The organism is Candidatus Merdisoma sp. JLR.KK011, from assembly GCF_036941125.1.
Classification (GTDB): domain Bacteria; phylum Bacillota; class Clostridia; order Lachnospirales; family Lachnospiraceae; genus Laedolimicola.
Genome location: NZ_JAYWSZ010000003.1, coordinates 820237 through 835793, shown reverse-complemented (window position 1 = coordinate 835793; position 15557 = coordinate 820237). Strand labels below are relative to the sequence as shown.

At 42.1% G+C, this 15557-nt stretch carries 12 protein-coding genes and 1 tRNA gene; 2 read left to right on the top strand and 11 right to left on the bottom strand.

What is annotated here, in order from left to right; translation table 11 throughout:
• Positions 1-11: 11 nt before the first annotated feature.
• The 4 genes from yqfD to VV089_RS04835 form a co-directional block, all read right to left on the bottom strand.
• Complete coding sequence (gene yqfD, locus VV089_RS04850; RefSeq protein WP_334335138.1) at positions 12-1247, bottom strand: sporulation protein YqfD; 1236 nt, start codon at positions 1245-1247, stop codon at positions 12-14.
• A complete protein-coding gene (locus VV089_RS04845) occupies positions 1241-1483 on the bottom strand; it encodes a YabP/YqfC family sporulation protein (protein ID WP_172544671.1) in 243 nt (80 codons plus the stop codon). Before VV089_RS04845 ends, yqfD begins: the two co-directional genes overlap by 7 nt.
• 72 nt (positions 1484-1555) lie before the next feature.
• Positions 1556-2113 carry a DUF2284 domain-containing protein gene (locus VV089_RS04840; protein ID WP_334335137.1) on the bottom strand — a complete coding sequence of 186 codons (558 nt, stop codon included), beginning with the start codon at positions 2111-2113 and terminating at the stop codon, positions 1556-1558.
• Entirely contained in the window at positions 2110-3447 is a 1338-nt protein-coding gene (locus VV089_RS04835) for an AAA family ATPase (RefSeq protein ID WP_334335136.1), read from the bottom strand. Before VV089_RS04835 ends, VV089_RS04840 begins: the two co-directional genes overlap by 4 nt.
• Before the next feature lie 182 nt (positions 3448-3629).
• Between VV089_RS04835 and VV089_RS04830 the strand changes: the two genes are divergently transcribed.
• Both VV089_RS04830 and VV089_RS04825 read left to right on the top strand, forming a co-directional pair.
• Positions 3630-3702 (top strand) — tRNA-Ala (locus VV089_RS04830).
• Between the two features lie 30 nt (positions 3703-3732).
• Positions 3733-4719 carry a diaminopimelate dehydrogenase gene (locus VV089_RS04825; RefSeq protein ID WP_334335135.1) on the top strand — a complete coding sequence of 329 codons (987 nt, stop codon included), beginning with the start codon at positions 3733-3735 and terminating at the stop codon, positions 4717-4719.
• A 103-nt stretch (positions 4720-4822) separates the two neighbouring features.
• Here the strand turns inward: VV089_RS04825 and VV089_RS04820 are convergent, their stop codons facing one another.
• The 7 genes from VV089_RS04820 to VV089_RS04790 form a co-directional block, all read right to left on the bottom strand.
• Complete coding sequence (locus tag VV089_RS04820) at positions 4823-10183, bottom strand: DNA cytosine methyltransferase (RefSeq protein WP_334335134.1); 5361 nt, start codon at positions 10181-10183, stop codon at positions 4823-4825.
• 361 nt (positions 10184-10544) lie between these two features.
• Positions 10545-11486, bottom strand: a complete 942-nt coding sequence (locus tag VV089_RS04815) for a hypothetical protein (RefSeq protein ID WP_334335133.1) — start codon at positions 11484-11486, stop codon at positions 10545-10547.
• A 5-nt stretch (positions 11487-11491) separates the two neighbouring features.
• Positions 11492-12601 carry an MBOAT family O-acyltransferase gene (locus VV089_RS04810; protein ID WP_334335132.1) on the bottom strand — a complete coding sequence of 370 codons (1110 nt, stop codon included), beginning with the start codon at positions 12599-12601 and terminating at the stop codon, positions 11492-11494.
• Positions 12602-12702: 101 nt separating this feature from the next.
• Positions 12703-12939, bottom strand: a complete 237-nt coding sequence (locus tag VV089_RS04805; protein WP_334335131.1) for a hypothetical protein — start codon at positions 12937-12939, stop codon at positions 12703-12705.
• A gap of 60 nt (positions 12940-12999) precedes the next feature.
• Positions 13000-14148, bottom strand: coding sequence for an alginate O-acetyltransferase AlgX-related protein (locus VV089_RS04800; RefSeq protein ID WP_334335130.1), 1149 nt, complete (start codon positions 14146-14148; stop codon positions 13000-13002).
• A gap of 8 nt (positions 14149-14156) precedes the next feature.
• Positions 14157-14840 (bottom strand): MBOAT family O-acyltransferase, encoded by a 684-nt coding sequence (locus VV089_RS04795; protein WP_334336209.1) that lies wholly within the window; start codon positions 14838-14840, stop codon positions 14157-14159.
• Positions 14768-15550: a hypothetical protein gene (locus VV089_RS04790; RefSeq protein WP_334335129.1), complete on the bottom strand. Its 783-nt coding sequence runs from the start codon at positions 15548-15550 to the stop codon at positions 14768-14770. Before VV089_RS04790 ends, VV089_RS04795 begins: the two co-directional genes overlap by 73 nt.
• Between the last annotated feature and the right edge of the window lie 7 nt (positions 15551-15557).

Here is a 15557-nt window from a genome sequence, read left to right as displayed (position 1 = left end):
TTCATTCCTGCTTACTTTTCTTCCTGGGAAGGCGGTGAAGGGCTTTCCAGAATCTCGGCTGGCGCGCTGCTCCCAATTTCCTCCACTGCAATAATCGTTCCTACAGCTATACAGGTATTTGTGCCGACTTCTATTTTAACATTATTTTCAATAATTTGAACCCCCTTTTGTATTAAATTTTCCTGAAATTCTTCTAAATTTTCCTTTGCGATAGCTTCTGCCTCTGCCCGGCTGTAAGATTCTGTATATATTTCATACTCTTCATAGAGGGTGGTGCCAAATGCCAGGGGCAGGTAAAAGTTCTCGGTAAGCTTTAGAGGGTACTCGGTATTGAGGGCGCTGAAGCGTTCAAAATTCGGCTTCAGATTGAGGGAAAGGGTTTTCTGGCCCAGCTTTGCATAGAAGCCGTGACGCTTTTTTCCCGTGGGATGCCGGACCTCATGGGACAGGACAAACTCGTCGTAATAGGTGTAGGTGGTTCTGGCATATACATCCGCGTCTGCGGCCGTATACTGGTACCCCGCCACCTCGCCGCTGTCATTTAAAATGTCAATCCGCCCCTGCACCAGGAGCTGTCCCTGTTCCACCTCGTCTCCAACCTGGATCTGGGACACGCCGCTGCGGACGAGGACGCTTGTGATAATGCCCTCCCTGGCCGCCGTGATATCCTGGGGCTCTTCGGACTTGGCTTCCTCTGTTACGGGCATGCTGTCCATATTTTCCCGGATGCGGATGAGAAGCCTTGTTCCCTTGATCTCTGCGGAAACCCAGATAATGTCCGGAAACTGGATACGGATCATGGACTGGATCTCCTTACAGTCCACCTGGCTTTTTTTCATGCCGTGGACGATATGCTCGGATTCCAGGTAGTCCAGAATCACGTTGGTGGTTCTGGAATAGTTCCCTTCAATATGAATGTTCCAGATGAATAAGGACATGGTGTACAAAAATGCAATGCACAGGAGGATCCCCGCCACGAACATTTTCCGGTTCCGGTAACGGTGCAAAAAAAAGGGAAGCCCTTGCCGCTCTGTGACCAGAAGATGGGCTTTCGTCTTCCTTCTTAAGGGCTTAAGCCTCCGAAAATCCCGGATACTTACATTCATTTCATAACAGCCGCCTTGATTCTGCAGATCCCAGATCTCAATGTGGTGAGCCTTGCAGAGATTTAAAAAACGCTCCGGAGAATATCCGGTCAGCCGGACACGCACATATCCGTAAAGGTAACGAAAAAACGAAGTCAGCAATATTTCACCTCCAGGATCTCTCCGGTAATCTTCATTTCGTCATTCGTATAGTAGGAAATGTACAGGCCGGCTCCGTGAATCTCCAGCTTGCAGGTCTTGGTCTGGATGCGGATCAGCTCCTCTGTATATTCAATGAGGCTCATGTAGTTTTCCACATAAGCCTCGTGTTTTCCTGTGATGGTTATAATTGCTGCGCCGAGCATCAAATCCTTGGGCAGATTTAATGCGTCTGTCATTTCTTCCTTCCAGTTCATTGGCCCCGGGCTTTCTTGTTTCCTTACTCTTACTATATGCCTGGGGCGGCGATTCTATACCCTTTCCTGTGAATGTGATTCCCGGTACAGAATCAGGCTGAACCAGGTGACCAGGTTATTTCCGCTAAGGAAGGCGATGCCGCACTGCTCTGCAAGGCCTGTGACTAGGATTCCGTAGCCTTCCATGCATGGAAGCATCCGATCCGGAAACCGGCAGGGCGCATCCGGCCAGGCGCAGCGCTGGCAGACAGCACAGGATTCCGTAGACAGGGTCAGGGTCTCCTGCTGCTGATTTTGAAAGAGTTCTCTGATCTGATGGGTGAGCTTTTCGTGCTCCGCCCGGGTAGAGAGCAGTTCGTCCATGTTCTCTATATCGGAAACCTCCGTCATGGTGGTAAACAGGAAGCCGCCCTCGTAAGCTTCACAGCGCTTTTTGCATTCCTCCACAGTTCCCACGGCCGGAGGGCAGGACCAGGACTTTCCGTATCTGGGGCACTCGGTTCTGCAGATATGGCGCACCTCTTCCTTAAAATGGATGTCTTGGATCTGGATGAAGGCGTAGGCGCAGATGGGGTAGGCTGTGATGGCAGATTCGATAGTTTGAAGATTCATAGGCACGCCTCCCTTTCCAATATGTGCTTAAATGCTATCTCTAAATCCATGTGCGGCAAGGCTCCATATTTTCCGTCCAGATAATTTTTTAAAATACGCTCTTCCGGACGTAATTTATAATCAGACAAGGAGTAGATCTCGCTTACCAGATTATCTTTATCCTTTTCAACCATAACAATCTGATCATGCCTGAGCAATTCACCATCCAGATAAATCGGATTATGTGTATTAAAAATCAATTGAGCTCCTCTTTGATTTAATTCTTTGTTGTTAAAAATCCGAATCAGAGATACCACAATTTCAAAATGCAGGGATGCATCCATTTCGTCCAAAACAATTACACCGCCTGTCTTAAGCGCATCGATAAAAGGCTGAAGCAGCCTTATTAAATGAATCGTCCCTTTTGATTCCATTAATTCAGAATCAACAATCATCCGGATAGCGTATTTTGAGTTCGCAGATTCTTCATTTTCGAAGGGAACGGTATACACCGAGCACATCGCCAGCTCATCATTTTCTGTTTCAGTAACAAAGCTGATTTCCTGATTTCCAAACTCTGCAAACCCCATGATCTCCTTTACAGAATCACTTTCAAAATACTTCCTTCCAACCTCCTTTTTCTTTTCTCCGGATGCCTGCAAAATGCGTTTTAAATCCTTCTGCCGAAAATTCATTTCATTGGCATTCATAATAACATGAAAATTTTCAAACCATTCCCGAAACTCTGAAATATAGTTTCCTGCAATCAAATTGCTGATAGCGCCTGTAACCACTAAACTTTTTTCATCTAATGACTGATTTAATTTTTTCAATAAAATCGTGGCAAAAGCTTCCTCGTTTTTTTCGATATATCCCTTTTTTACCAAACTGCTGATTGGCATTTGAATATTATCCTTATTTGTCCTTTCAAAGATCTCATCTTCATTAATATATAGATATTCTCTTATGACATCATACTTGTCAATATCTGTAAATTCAATTCCATATCTAAATATGTTGTTTAGGGTGGCAAACACAATTTCCAGTTCCACAGGAAGAAACCAATTATAGTCTCTTATAAAAGAAAGGGTGCTGTTATAAGGAGCCAATTCTTTACAATCCAAAGTTCCTTCTGTTATCATTTTGTGCAAAATATCCATAGCTAATATAACATTAGACTTTCCGCTTGCATTCGCTCCATAAATAACAGACATCGGAAGAACACGAATCCGGTTTCCTGACACCGTTCTATTAACAATATAATCGTTGTGCGTCTTCTGCAGGCTTGACAGCATCGTAAAAACGACTTCATTCCTAAAGGATCTAAAATTTTTCAACTTAAAGTTTAGTAACATGATTCTTGTTTTTCCTTTCGAACATATATCATCATTATACTATAATATTGAATTTTATCAACAATTTTATTGTCATTTATAATATACACATTTTCGTTCTCCCTATACGCACAATATCCATAGCATAATTTGAAAAATTAATTCTTGTGCTGATAAAAGTTTTGTGCTATACTATCAGCAATGGGGCATTGGCGCAGCTGGGAGCGCGCCACACTGGCAGTGTGGAGGTCACGGGTTCGAATCCCGTATGCTCCATTATTTTTATTGAAAAAAGGAGACGACGCTATGAGCATTCGAATTGGAATTTTAGGCTACGGCAATCTGGGACGGGGCGTAGAGTGCGCAATCCGCCAGAACCCGGACATGGAGCTTCTGGCCGTATTCACCAGAAGAGATCCGAAAAACGTAAGCATTCTCACAGATACGGCAAAGGTCTGCCATGCAGACGAGGCGAAGAACTGGAAAGGGAAGCTGGACGTACTCATTCTCTGCGGCGGAAGCGCCACAGATCTTCCGGTTCAGACTCCGGAGTATGCAAAGCTTTTCAACGTAGTAGACAGCTTCGATACCCATGCGCGGATTCCGGAGCATTTTGCAGCCGTAGATGCGGCGGCAAAGGAAGCCGGCAATACGGCAGTCATATCCGCAGGCTGGGATCCGGGAATGTTTTCCTTAAACCGCATGTATGCCAACGCCATTTTGCCGGAGGGGAAAGATTACACTTTCTGGGGCCGCGGCGTGAGCCAGGGACATTCCGACGCTCTGCGCAGAATCCCCGGCGTAAAGGATGCCAAGCAGTATACCATTCCCGTAGAAGCAGCGCTGTCATCTGTGCGCGCCGGAGAAAATCCGGATTTGACCACCAGGGAAAAGCATACCAGAGAGTGCTTTGTAGTGCTGCATGAGGGAGCGGATCCGGCGAAGATAGAAGAAGAAATCAAAACCATGCCCAACTACTTTGCAGATTACGACACGACCGTGCATTTTATCAGCGAGGAAGAAATGAAGCGGGATCACAGCCGCATTCCCCACGGAGGCTTTGTCCTGCGAAGCGGCGCCACAGGCTGGGAGAAGGAAAACCATCACTTAATTGAGTACAGCTTAAAGCTGGACTCCAATCCGGAATTTACTTCCAGCGTGATTGTCGCTTATGCAAGGGCAGCTTACCGCCTGTCAGCGGAAGGCGCTCATGGGTGTAAGACCGTATTTGATATAGCGCCGGCTTATTTAAGCGCAAAGAGCAATGAAGAACTGCGGGCATCCATGCTTTAATTTTAATCGTCGGCAAATGAATAACCAGGTATAAACAAGGGGCGCTCTTACTTAGCAGCGCCCCTTGTTCACGGAAGATAAATCTCACAGCTTCCGTTCCCTCTCACGCCCGCTCTCTCAGCCGTTTTTCCACGGTTTCCGGAATTAACCCATGTGTTTTTATATTCCTGCAGTATATTCCAAGCTTCATAGTTTCAGCCGGCTCCCGGCGCAGCTGCCTGCTTCCTTCCTCCCAGTGCATCAGATGAACCGCTCCTTCCCCGTCCACGGCCGCCAGGCTTTGGTTCTCGCAGAGCGCCGTGTATTTAAGCCCCTGCTGCCGTCCCTGTGCCAGAAGGCTTGCGGCGCCCTGACGGTATCTGTATACAAAAATTTCCCCGGAACTGCAGCCTGCCGCAAGCTCCACGCCGTCCCCCTGCGCCAAAGCGTCAAGCGTAATAAGATTTCCCGGCAATTCCAATGCAAATACTCCCACATCCTCACATGTTTCTGCTGAAAACAGCTCTATCCTTCCTCTCCCGTCACTGATAACCGCAAGCTTATCTCCGGTTAAGGTTCCGCTCCCCTCCTCCTTTACGCTCCATTCTTTCACAATACGGTAGTCCTCCATATGAATAAGAAGAATGCTGGTATGCTCTTTGTGCCTGTCCTTGACAAGGGCCAGCTGCCCTTTGACACAAAGCAGGCTGCGCTCTCTCTGCTTTTTGTATTCCTGCCGGACAAAGGCCTCGCCGTTCTGCACCTCAATCACTTTCAGCATACTGCCGCTCTGTGTAAAAATCTCACCCTGTTCCCCGAAAAACGCATTTTCCAAAAGGGGCACCGGGAACAGGTGGGAAATCTCCTCCTGCTGCCTTACCTCCCATCTGCGCATGCTGCCGTCCCGGTACAGGCAGTGCAGCTCGCCCTTCTCATACCGAATGGCGCAGATCGGGCAGGTCTCTTCCAGACGGGCGCCCGTCATATCACAATAGGAGCAGTCGCTGTCATTAAGGCACACATTATTCAGGTTGGCATTGTGAAACCAGGAACCTCTTAAGCTCTGGCCGGAAAGATCTGCGCCCGGAATGTCAACACCGCTTAAATTCTTTTCCTGCCAGTCTGCCTTCGGAATTCTTTTGTCTATAAAATAGAACATCTGCATGATTTTCCCCGCCAGGCTTTTGCCCCGGACTGCCTGGCCTCTCTCACTGCCCACATCCTCCGCCATACGTATCAGCTTCTGCCGTACTTCTTCAAACCTCGTCCTATCCTCTGTGATAAGCTCCGATAAAAATCTTAAAATCTCATCGTTAAAATAGCATTCTTTGAACAAAGCTTCAAAGTCCCCGGAATCCCTCTGCAATACCTGCTGCAGATACACTGCCACAAAATATTCCTGGATGGAGCGGTGGGAAAACTTCACTCTGCTGTCTCCTGCATATTGAAACAGCGTCCGCATGGAAAAACGGTGATCGGCGTCTTCCCTCTCATTTTCATCCGGATTCTTTTCCTTCCACAGCACCTCCGCCGCAGACCTTCCGAGATAAGTTTCGAATTCTCTCACAGAGAGGGTTTCCTGCCCGTTCTGCCAGAGGGCATACGCCATGGCCGAAAGCGCTTCACAAATCCGATCCACGGTCTCTTTTTTATTTAAAAGAATTTCCTCTTTATATAAAAAGCTTCTGTCAAACTTCCGGTTCAGACATTCCCGGATGTAGTGGTCATAGATAGAAACACTGGAACGGATACTCCACTCCCCGGACGCCAGCAGCTGTCCCATCATATCCAGGAAGAAGGGCTTTCCCATCAGCCCGAAGAGCTTTTTATCCACCAAAAGCTGCTCCTGCCTTTCGATTCTTTTTTCCTCCGAAATTCCGGACATCAGAAATTCTTCCCTGTCCTCTGCCTCTACCGGGGCCAGGCTGAGGGCCTCCAGGCCGCCCACGCGTTCATCCAGCCACTGCTTCACATCGTTCTGTTCAAAACACTGTGTACGCGATGTAATGAGCACTTTTGCTTCTGTCATAAACTCTATGCATTCGTTCAAAAGGCGGATATTTTGGGAAACGGTTTTTCGGTCAATCACAGAAGAGATCTCGTCAAACCCGTCCAGGCATATCAGCACATGAAACTTCTCCTTTAATTCCAGAAAATCCGCATAGTCACAGGAAAGCTCTTTCATCCGCTGCTCTATAAAGGCCTTCGGATCCTTCGTGCGCTCCAGGCCTTTCAGTGAAATGCATACAGGCAGATAATTCTCCTGGGGATTCTTCACGAATTCCTCCAGAAGCCTTCTGCACAGGCAATACAAAAAGAAGGTCTTACCGTCTCCGAATTCTCCAAGAACAGCTCTTACCCGAGGCCCCCCGCCTTTCAGCCAGCGAAGCATATCTTCCTCCAGATACTCTTGCGACAGCGTTCCGTTTTCCTCATAAAACTTCAATTTTGTCCTGCGCAGGAAGAGTTCTTCATACTGCCTGCGTATGGCCGGATCGTTCTGGAGATCAAACATCAGCCGCTCCGGCTCAAAGGGATAGCTGGTCAATCCCTTGGGCAGCATCAAAACCGGCATCAGCTTCCTTTTCCATTTTTGAATGATTCTCCACTTTTTATCCTCGCTCCAGCCAGCCGGATCCTCCTTAGGCCTGGCCGCTTTTCCGAAAAATCTTTCGTAAAGCTCAGGCTCTAACCCCATCAATTCCTGAATCTGGTTTTCTGAATTCCAGACCTGGATATCTTTGATGGGCGGATAAAACCTGTGCTTATGCGCCTCCTCAAATAACTCCACGGAATAGCTGTCCAGACGGCAATTGGGAGCAATCAGAACCCAATGCTCAATTTCTTCCTTGGCAGATCTTTGAGCCTCCAGGATTTTCGACACAATATCCCCTTCCCTAAGCGCTCTTGATTCCACTGATTTACATTCGAAATAGCAGCGTCTTTTCTGCCCGGTCTCATCGGAATAAACAAGATCCAGATCACGGCCGTTCTGGATTCCGCCTGGCTTTTTCTGTATGTATTCCAAGTCCGCCGAAGCTTCCCTGGGCGCATCTGCCGCCTCCCAGGTAAAGAGATGACTCAACAGGGAGAGAAACGCCTGCTCCAGAACCTGTCCTTTCTCCGCAGAGCTTTTGTACAGCTTCTCTTCTTTTCCTACTGGAATGCTGCTTTCCTCCTGGAATGCTTCTTCTGCGTCTGCTTCATTTGCCGGCTCCTTTTCTGCTGCTTCTGCCAGCGTATACTTTTTAAGCCCCTCAAAGGGACTGGCCGCCTTTGACAGCAGCAGCCAGAGCCGTGCCAGGCTTTTTCCGGAAAGGGCTGTCTTCTGCTCCCTTAAGCCCGACAAAGCCTCCAGCTCTTTTTTTATCTGCCCTGCAAGCTGCTTTGCCTGGATAGACAGCTTTTGAAAGCTTTCTTTTGCCTTCTCATATTGTTCTTCCAGAATGCAGCTGCAAAAAACCTGCAATTCTCCGGCTTCCTCTTCCAGCTCAAGAAGCGTCCTGGCTTCCTCGCGCAGATTTTGTTCCAGCAGCACAAGACGCCCGTAATTCTTTCCCGGGAATTTTTTTGCTGCCAGACTGAGGATAAAGTGCAGGCTGTTCCCTTCCTGCTTTCCCAAAACATAGATTTGGCGAATGTCCGGCTCCAAAAGCATACGCCACATATTGACCGTAATCAGCCGGCCGGAGGCGGAAGTATGGAATCCATCTAAGTGCTTTTCCCGTTCCCTTGAAGCCTGAAGGGAGTGGCAAAGATACGTCTGGCTTTCAGCCTCCTGACCGCGGCTGCGCCTGGTAAGCTCCTGATACAGTTCCTCCGCCTGCTTCACAGATTCTGCTATGATCACGGTTTTTCCGCGATATAAGGCCAAATCCTTCCAAAGCCAGTCTGCCAGGGCATTCTCCCGGATTCCGGGAACCGATGCTTTTTGCTCTTTTTCTTCTTCCTGCTCCCACACTTCTCCTTCTATAGAAACAGGAAGAAGCTGCCGCTCCCGAATGGCCTGGGCTAAGGTATAGGAATAGCGGACAGGGCCGAATATCTCCTCTGCCCCGGAATTTTCAACGGATGTAATGCCTGCATAAATGATTTGGGGCAGGTATTTCCTCGTTTCCTTCAATTGCTTCCAGCCGTCTTCCACATCCATTCCAATCAAAATCAGATTGGCGCGGAAGTCTTTTGGATGAATTTCCTTTACAAAATTTGACCATCTTATATAGGAAGTAATGAAAACCTGCTCTTCGTTGAAAAGAAAGCGGTAAATCTCCTGTACCGATTCCGCAAGACATGCCTGTATCTGCTTTGACGCAAGTCTTTCTCTTATCTGGCGGCCGCTTCCGGCGTAGGCCGACAAAATAATGATCTTCCATGCGCCTTTTGTCTCTGTCCTCATTCCTTGAACCAGAAGGCTTAAGACTTCTGACTTGCCAAGACCAGAGGGCATACACAAAAGACCTGTTTTTTTCTCATAGAGGAACCTTTCAAAGGGCTGCAGCAGATGCGCAGCCAGCTTTCTCTGTAGGGAATTCTCCGGTTTGTCCTCCTGCATTTCCTCTGGCTTCTTTCGGAGCGTTTCCAGAAGCTGTGGGGCAAGCCTCTTTTCCACTGCATAGATGCCCGCTTTATTCAGCGCCTTTAAGATGTGGGAGCGGGACATTTTGTCCGGAAACATGGTTTCCTTGTCTCCCGAAAGCAGCAGATATTCTTTTTCCGTAAGATTGCGGACTCCACGGGAATCTCTCACAAAAGTTTCTCGATAGCTTCGGGGCGTCAACGCCGGACAGACCGTACATTCTCTTAATTCAAACTGGGGCCCCTGTTCTGTTCTATGAGATACTATCTTATAAATTTTTCCCCGTTTTAATTCCTGCTGTGCAAGCAGCTCTTCATAGCGCCGGGGAATTCTGTAATAGACGTCTTTCTGTTCCTCTGCTCTCCACAATTCTTCTATTGTCCTCACAGAATGGCAGGGCTCTGGAAATTCAAATTCATAGCTGCTCGCACCCTCCCGTATGCCTATGAGATATCCTTTCTTTCCCTGTACAGGCACACCTCCGTCTCTTCCTTTTTCTAAAATGCGATAGCTGTATTGATAATTATTCTGCTTTACCAGCTCCAGAATCTCATTGTTATGCGCCAGCATCTGAAACGCCGGAAACATAAAGCAGACAGCCCGGGGCTGATGTTTTGATAGGAGGCTGTCTACAAAGTAAAGCTGCTCCCTGCTTTTATCTTGATAAGCTCGATTTACCGAAATCGAAAAAGGGCCGCAACTCAAAGATGCCAGGAGTATGTCATGGCTTGGGATTTTGTCTGCGGCATGGCTTAGCTCTCCCAGATAAAAAGGAATGTCTGGAAAATTGCAGCGGTGGATCTGGGCCTCATCCTCGGATTCTCCCTGGGCCCAGATTACCTCGACTCCCTGATTTTGAAATGCTCTTGTAAGTGTTCCTGTTCCTGCGAAGAGATTGACTGCTTTCATGTGCTTTGGATTGTCCTTTTCTGGTGTATTTCTGTTGTTCTTACTATAGCAAAAAGTGGGGGGAGTTGTCGAGAAGGAATGTTGGATGTGTTTATGATTTTGCTGAACTTTTAGTATGGTGAGCAACGGCTATGAGAAGCAGCCGCTAATTGAAGTTTATGAAAATGATATTTCCAGACACAAAGGCAAAGTGAACCTCTGCCTTTGTTAAACTGGATTAATTTATACAATATGAAACAGTGATTATTCCTACAGAGACCCAAAAAAGCGAAGATAAACCTGTGCCTTCCTTTAAAATATATGTCTCTGTACAGAAAACGCAGTATGCTTTGCACTTCTCAAATATAGCTATTGCAGCTGTTTAATTCTCTTTAATAAAAACCTCCTTCATCAGAACATCAACAAATTTTTTTGCCCCCTCTTCATTTAAATGATCTCCATTCATAAATAAATCATAATTATCTTTGAAACGTTTGTCAGAAGAATAATCATAAAACTCCACCTCTGTACTATTGACAATTTCATCTATTACTTGATAAAAGTTCTGATAAAAATCAGTGTCTCTCATCTCTACTGCTTCTAAGTATTCTGATAAAAACGGAGTTATTAATAAAATCGGCCTAGTCCCAAGCGCTTTGCATTCCTTAATGATTTGGACTAACGCATCTATCTCTTCTTGATTAATAATTCTATTTCCATATTCATCAAATTTGTTTGTAATAATATGTCTCTCTGATGAAGCAGATACATTTTTCTCCAAATCAATATCAGATGCCTTTCCTTCCCATTCGCTATGATCTGCCTTTTTGACAATCGCTTGAAAAACCTCTTCATAAGCAGAAGTAACCGGAAAATATCTTACATATATATCTGTGTCTAATTCATAGTTTTTGATTAACTCCGGCGGCAAAATTTTATAATACCTTTTATTTTTTGATCCAAAATCCTGCGCCTCTTCCTCTTTCTGGCCAAATAATGAAAAGTAAGAAACCGGAATAAATACAATGGCTCCCTCTTGAATGTTATCTTTATAATTTTCAAGGATTCTTAAATCATATGACAGCATTTGTGATTCAAGCCCAAAATTGAAACATACATATTGTTTCTCATAGTCTTCATAACAAAATCCATAAAGTCCATGGCTGGAACCAAAATTACACACTTGAATATTACTGGGTAACGTTTCAAATTTTTTTGTATAATCTTTATCTAAATCCCTTCCTTTATACCATTCATTTATTCCTATTATCAAAAAACTAACACAAAAAACATAAAGCAATATTTTAAAAATAAATTTTCTCATATTTATTAAAACTGAAAATATACAAATTCAGCTGCTACTCCTTTCTGTGCAAACAAAACAATAAATACACCTAATATAATATAAACTCCCCATTCAATTCCCTTATTCTTCATACAAGCCAACTTCAATGTCCTTTTTTTATATGTAACAAAATCTATTGCTGCGAGAATCAAAATGAGCATGCCTAGATAGAATAACCTAAAACCGTTTATATCCAGTGCCATATAGCCTTTTTGTATATATGCTGCCGGCATAGTAATTCCATTTAAAATATTAGTCAGCACGTATACTGCATCATCTAAATTATCAGCCCGAAAAAATACCCATGTCACATTACAAAAGCCAAATACTACAAGCCATGATAAATATCTCCCTATTCTCCACTGTTTTATTTTCTTTATTGATTTATAAAATATATTTTCAATAATTTGTGCACATCCATGGAGCCCTCCCCATATTAAGAACGTCAAATCTGCACCATGCCACATGCCGCTGACAAGAAACGTAATAAGAAGATTTCTATTTTGTTTTAAAGCAGAACATCTATTTCCCCCTAACGGAATATAGACATAATCTCTAAACCAGGTGGACAGGGAGATATGCCATCTCTTCCAAAATTCCCGAATCGAACTCGAAAAATATGGTGCTGAAAAATTTGTCATCAAATCGACTCCCATAAGTTTTGCTGTTCCAATAGCAATACTTGAATACCCGGAAAAATCACAATAAATTTGTAAACTAAAGAAAAAAATAGTAACTATTAATGCTAATCCATCATACCTTCTCAATTCTCCATAGACTTGATTTACATATAGAGCTAAAGTATCTGCTACAACAATTTTTTTAAAATATCCCCAAAGCATTATTTTTAATCCTTCTATAGCCACTGTCCCATTAAATTTCTTTGCACTTTTGATTTGAGGCAATAAATTCTCTGCTCTTTCAATAGGACCAGCAACCAATTGTGGAAAAAAAGAGATAAAAGCTGCATAATATCCAAAATGATGCTCTGCTTTAATATCCCCACGGTAAACATCTATAACGTAACTTAATGTTTGAAATGTATAAAATGAAATTCCTACAGGTAAAATCAGGTTTAATGTAACCGGGCTCAATTCTATTGAAAATATTTTCAGACCTTCAAATATACTGCTTATAAAAAAATTGAAATATTTAAAAAGGAAAAGAATTCCTAAACAGAAAACAGATGCTGCAATTAAAAATGTACGTTTATTACCCCCCCCCTAACCTCTGCTTTTTCTATTTCCAGCGCTGCAAAATAAGAAATAGCTGTTGTTCCAAAAATCAAAATTATATATTGAGGATTCCAGCTCATATAAAAATAATAGCTTGCGATAAGAAGTAATCCCCAACGATATTTATGGGGTAATATCCAATATATAATAAATACTACTGGTAAAAAAAGAATATAAGCGAAAGAATTAAAAAGCATAGCAAACTCCTTATTATAATTTCATATTTTATAAAAATCATTAGCTATAAAACCTTTTATTTATAATGATATTTCTCCATTATACATAAGCACTACAACGTCTGGTTCATAACTTTGAATATACTCTATATAACTACTGTTATACCTGCCTGGAGATGGATCTAAATATCGAATTTCTTTAAAATATAAGCTCATATACTGTGACATCGGCCTGCCATATGAATGCGAAATAAATAATGCTTTTAACTCATTATTACTTTCATTATTTTTTATAATATTCTCAACATATCCTCCTCTTAAAAAAACCATATATTTATTTTTATAATTTTTATCAAGCAACCGCTTTTCATCAATAAAACACTCATAAAAATCACCCGAAAAATATCCTGTTCTTTTTCCATTTATTAAATGTTCATAATTAAAATCTGTAGAGAATGCAGGCATAATAATAGAAAAATTCTCCTTTTTAGAGTAATGCTCCCCCACCCTAATCCCAACGCTCCCTAAAAATGAAGATTCATAATCTATCAGTTTATATTGATCTATATCCTGGAACTTTTCCATATCATACTCTTTAAATGAAACTTCAAATTTTTCATATAAATATTTCATCACTATACTATTCGCTTGAAAAGCAGCTTCACAAGTCCAATGGTGATCTGTCTTATAATAAGCTTCATCCGTAAAATATACTCGTAAATCACAGACAGGAACTCCTCTTTCATTTAACTTTTCAACTAAAAGCGCCTCATTTTCCTTCGTTTTATCTATCCCATATCCTTGCAGATCCTCTACATCTGCATAGCTTTTATAAGGACATTGTACAAAAAGAAATGGAATATCCAGCCCTTTTGTATATTGATATAAAGTCTCAATATTATCAGACACATTATCCACAGCCGCATAAGCCGGGCTGTCCTTAAAATACAATCTCCCATTTTTATCACTTACTACATCTAATAAATCTCTTTTTAATAGCACCTTTTGTATTAATCCAAAGCTATTAATCCATTTATCATCCGTCTGAAAAACTTCTTTAAGACTTTTCTCAAAATGATATGTCTGCTCTTTAGTCAGTACCTTTTCATTTGAAATTACCCTCCATGATTCTCTATAAAGCTTCAATATGCTTATTCTATTCAAAAATATGTTATAACAAATAATAAAAAAAACGGTATTTATGGATATATATTTTATAATTTTTCTCATAAAGAACCTCAAAAATTAAAATAAATAAATGGATTGTATGTGCTTTTTATTAAATAACAGCAGCAAAAATAAAAGAGTATAGGAACCGATAATTGTTCGAGAATTTCATAAATAATAGTATTTCCAATTTTTTTCTTTATCACGGACATAACAGGGATTGTTCCCAGAATACCCACTATCAAAAAAATAAAATTTTCTTTTAATAACACAATACTGCGGACGTTCATATACCCATTTACACCAATTCCCATCATAATTTTTATATATTTTATTGCCATTTCAACCGAATCGCTTCTAAAAAATACCCAGCCGGCTATAACAACTCCAAGCATATATAAGCGCCCTATGAAAGCATTTTTTTGTTTTCTTATCAATAACTTTTCAAGTACTATTGCAAGAAAATGAATAACACCCCACAAAATAAATGTCCAATTTGCTCCATGCCACAAGCCCGTCAAAACCCATACGATAAAAAGATTTCTAACTGTCTTCCGCTTCCCTCTTTTACTTCCTCCCAAAGGAATATATACATATTCTCTAAAAAAAGTTCCTAATGAAATATGCCACCTGCGCCAAAAATCAGTGACACTCGCTGCAAAATAAGGATAATGAAAGTTCTCTAAAAATTCAAAGCCGAATAGCTTCCCCAATCCAACGGCCATATCAGAATATCCTGAAAAATCATAATATATTTGTAAAGAGTAAAATATAATTCCGATCCATGCCAGGGATAAATACCCCCCCCGACATTTTCAAAACACTCGTCTGCAACTATAGCAAAGCTATTAGCTAAAATAACTTTTTTTGACAGACCAATTACAAATCTTGAAACTCCTTGGCAAACTTTATCCCAATTTTCTTTTCGATTTGTAATCTGTTCTTCAATTGTTTGATATTGAACTATCGGCCCTGCAACCAATTGCGGAAAAAAGGCAATATACAATCCTACGCCTAATAAAGTATTTTGGGATTTCACTCTGCCTCTATATACATCTATCAAATAGGATAATGCCTGAAATGTATAAAATGAAATTCCTATCGGCATAACAATCTCTTTCATCTGTATATTTTCATTAAATCCCAACACTTTTAAATTATTTAGAGTGAAATTCAAATATTTAAAAATAAAAAGCACTGCTAAATTCACTGTAATAGAAAAGATTAAATATATTTTCTTGAACCTTTCTCCTCTTTCAATACATTTAACAATGCTATAATTAAAACAAATAGAAGCTAAGAGAATTAAAACATTTTGAGGTTCTCCCCATGCATAAAAAAATATGCTGGAACAAAACAAAATCAAATTGCCAGCAGTACGTCCTATACAATAAATAACCAGGTAATATAGTATCAATACGAGAGGAAAAAAGAAAAATAAAAATGATAATGATGAAAATAACATCTTGCTC

What these genes read in the sequence shown, in the direction of transcription:
- VV089_RS04820 (WP_334335134.1), bottom strand. Translation starts at nt 10,183, where the DNA reads ATGAAAGCAGTCAATCTCTTCGCAGGAACAGGAACACTTACAAGAGCA.
- VV089_RS04805 (WP_334335131.1), bottom strand. Translation starts at nt 12,939, where the DNA reads ATGCTTTTTAATTCTTTCGCTTATATTCTTTTTTTACCAGTAGTATTT.
- VV089_RS04800 (WP_334335130.1), bottom strand. Translation starts at nt 14,148, where the DNA reads ATGAGAAAAATTATAAAATATATATCCATAAATACCGTTTTTTTTATT.
- VV089_RS04815 (WP_334335133.1), bottom strand. Translation starts at nt 11,486, where the DNA reads ATGAGAAAATTTATTTTTAAAATATTGCTTTATGTTTTTTGTGTTAGT.
- VV089_RS04845 (WP_172544671.1), bottom strand. Translation starts at nt 1,483, where the DNA reads ATGACAGACGCATTAAATCTGCCCAAGGATTTGATGCTCGGCGCAGCA.
- VV089_RS04835 (WP_334335136.1), bottom strand. Translation starts at nt 3,447, where the DNA reads ATGTTACTAAACTTTAAGTTGAAAAATTTTAGATCCTTTAGGAATGAA.
- VV089_RS04840 (WP_334335137.1), bottom strand. Translation starts at nt 2,113, where the DNA reads ATGAATCTTCAAACTATCGAATCTGCCATCACAGCCTACCCCATCTGC.
- VV089_RS04790 (WP_334335129.1), bottom strand. Translation starts at nt 15,550, where the DNA reads ATGTTATTTTCATCATTATCATTTTTATTTTTCTTTTTTCCTCTCGTA.
- VV089_RS04825 (WP_334335135.1), top strand. Translation starts at nt 3,733, where the DNA reads ATGAGCATTCGAATTGGAATTTTAGGCTACGGCAATCTGGGACGGGGC.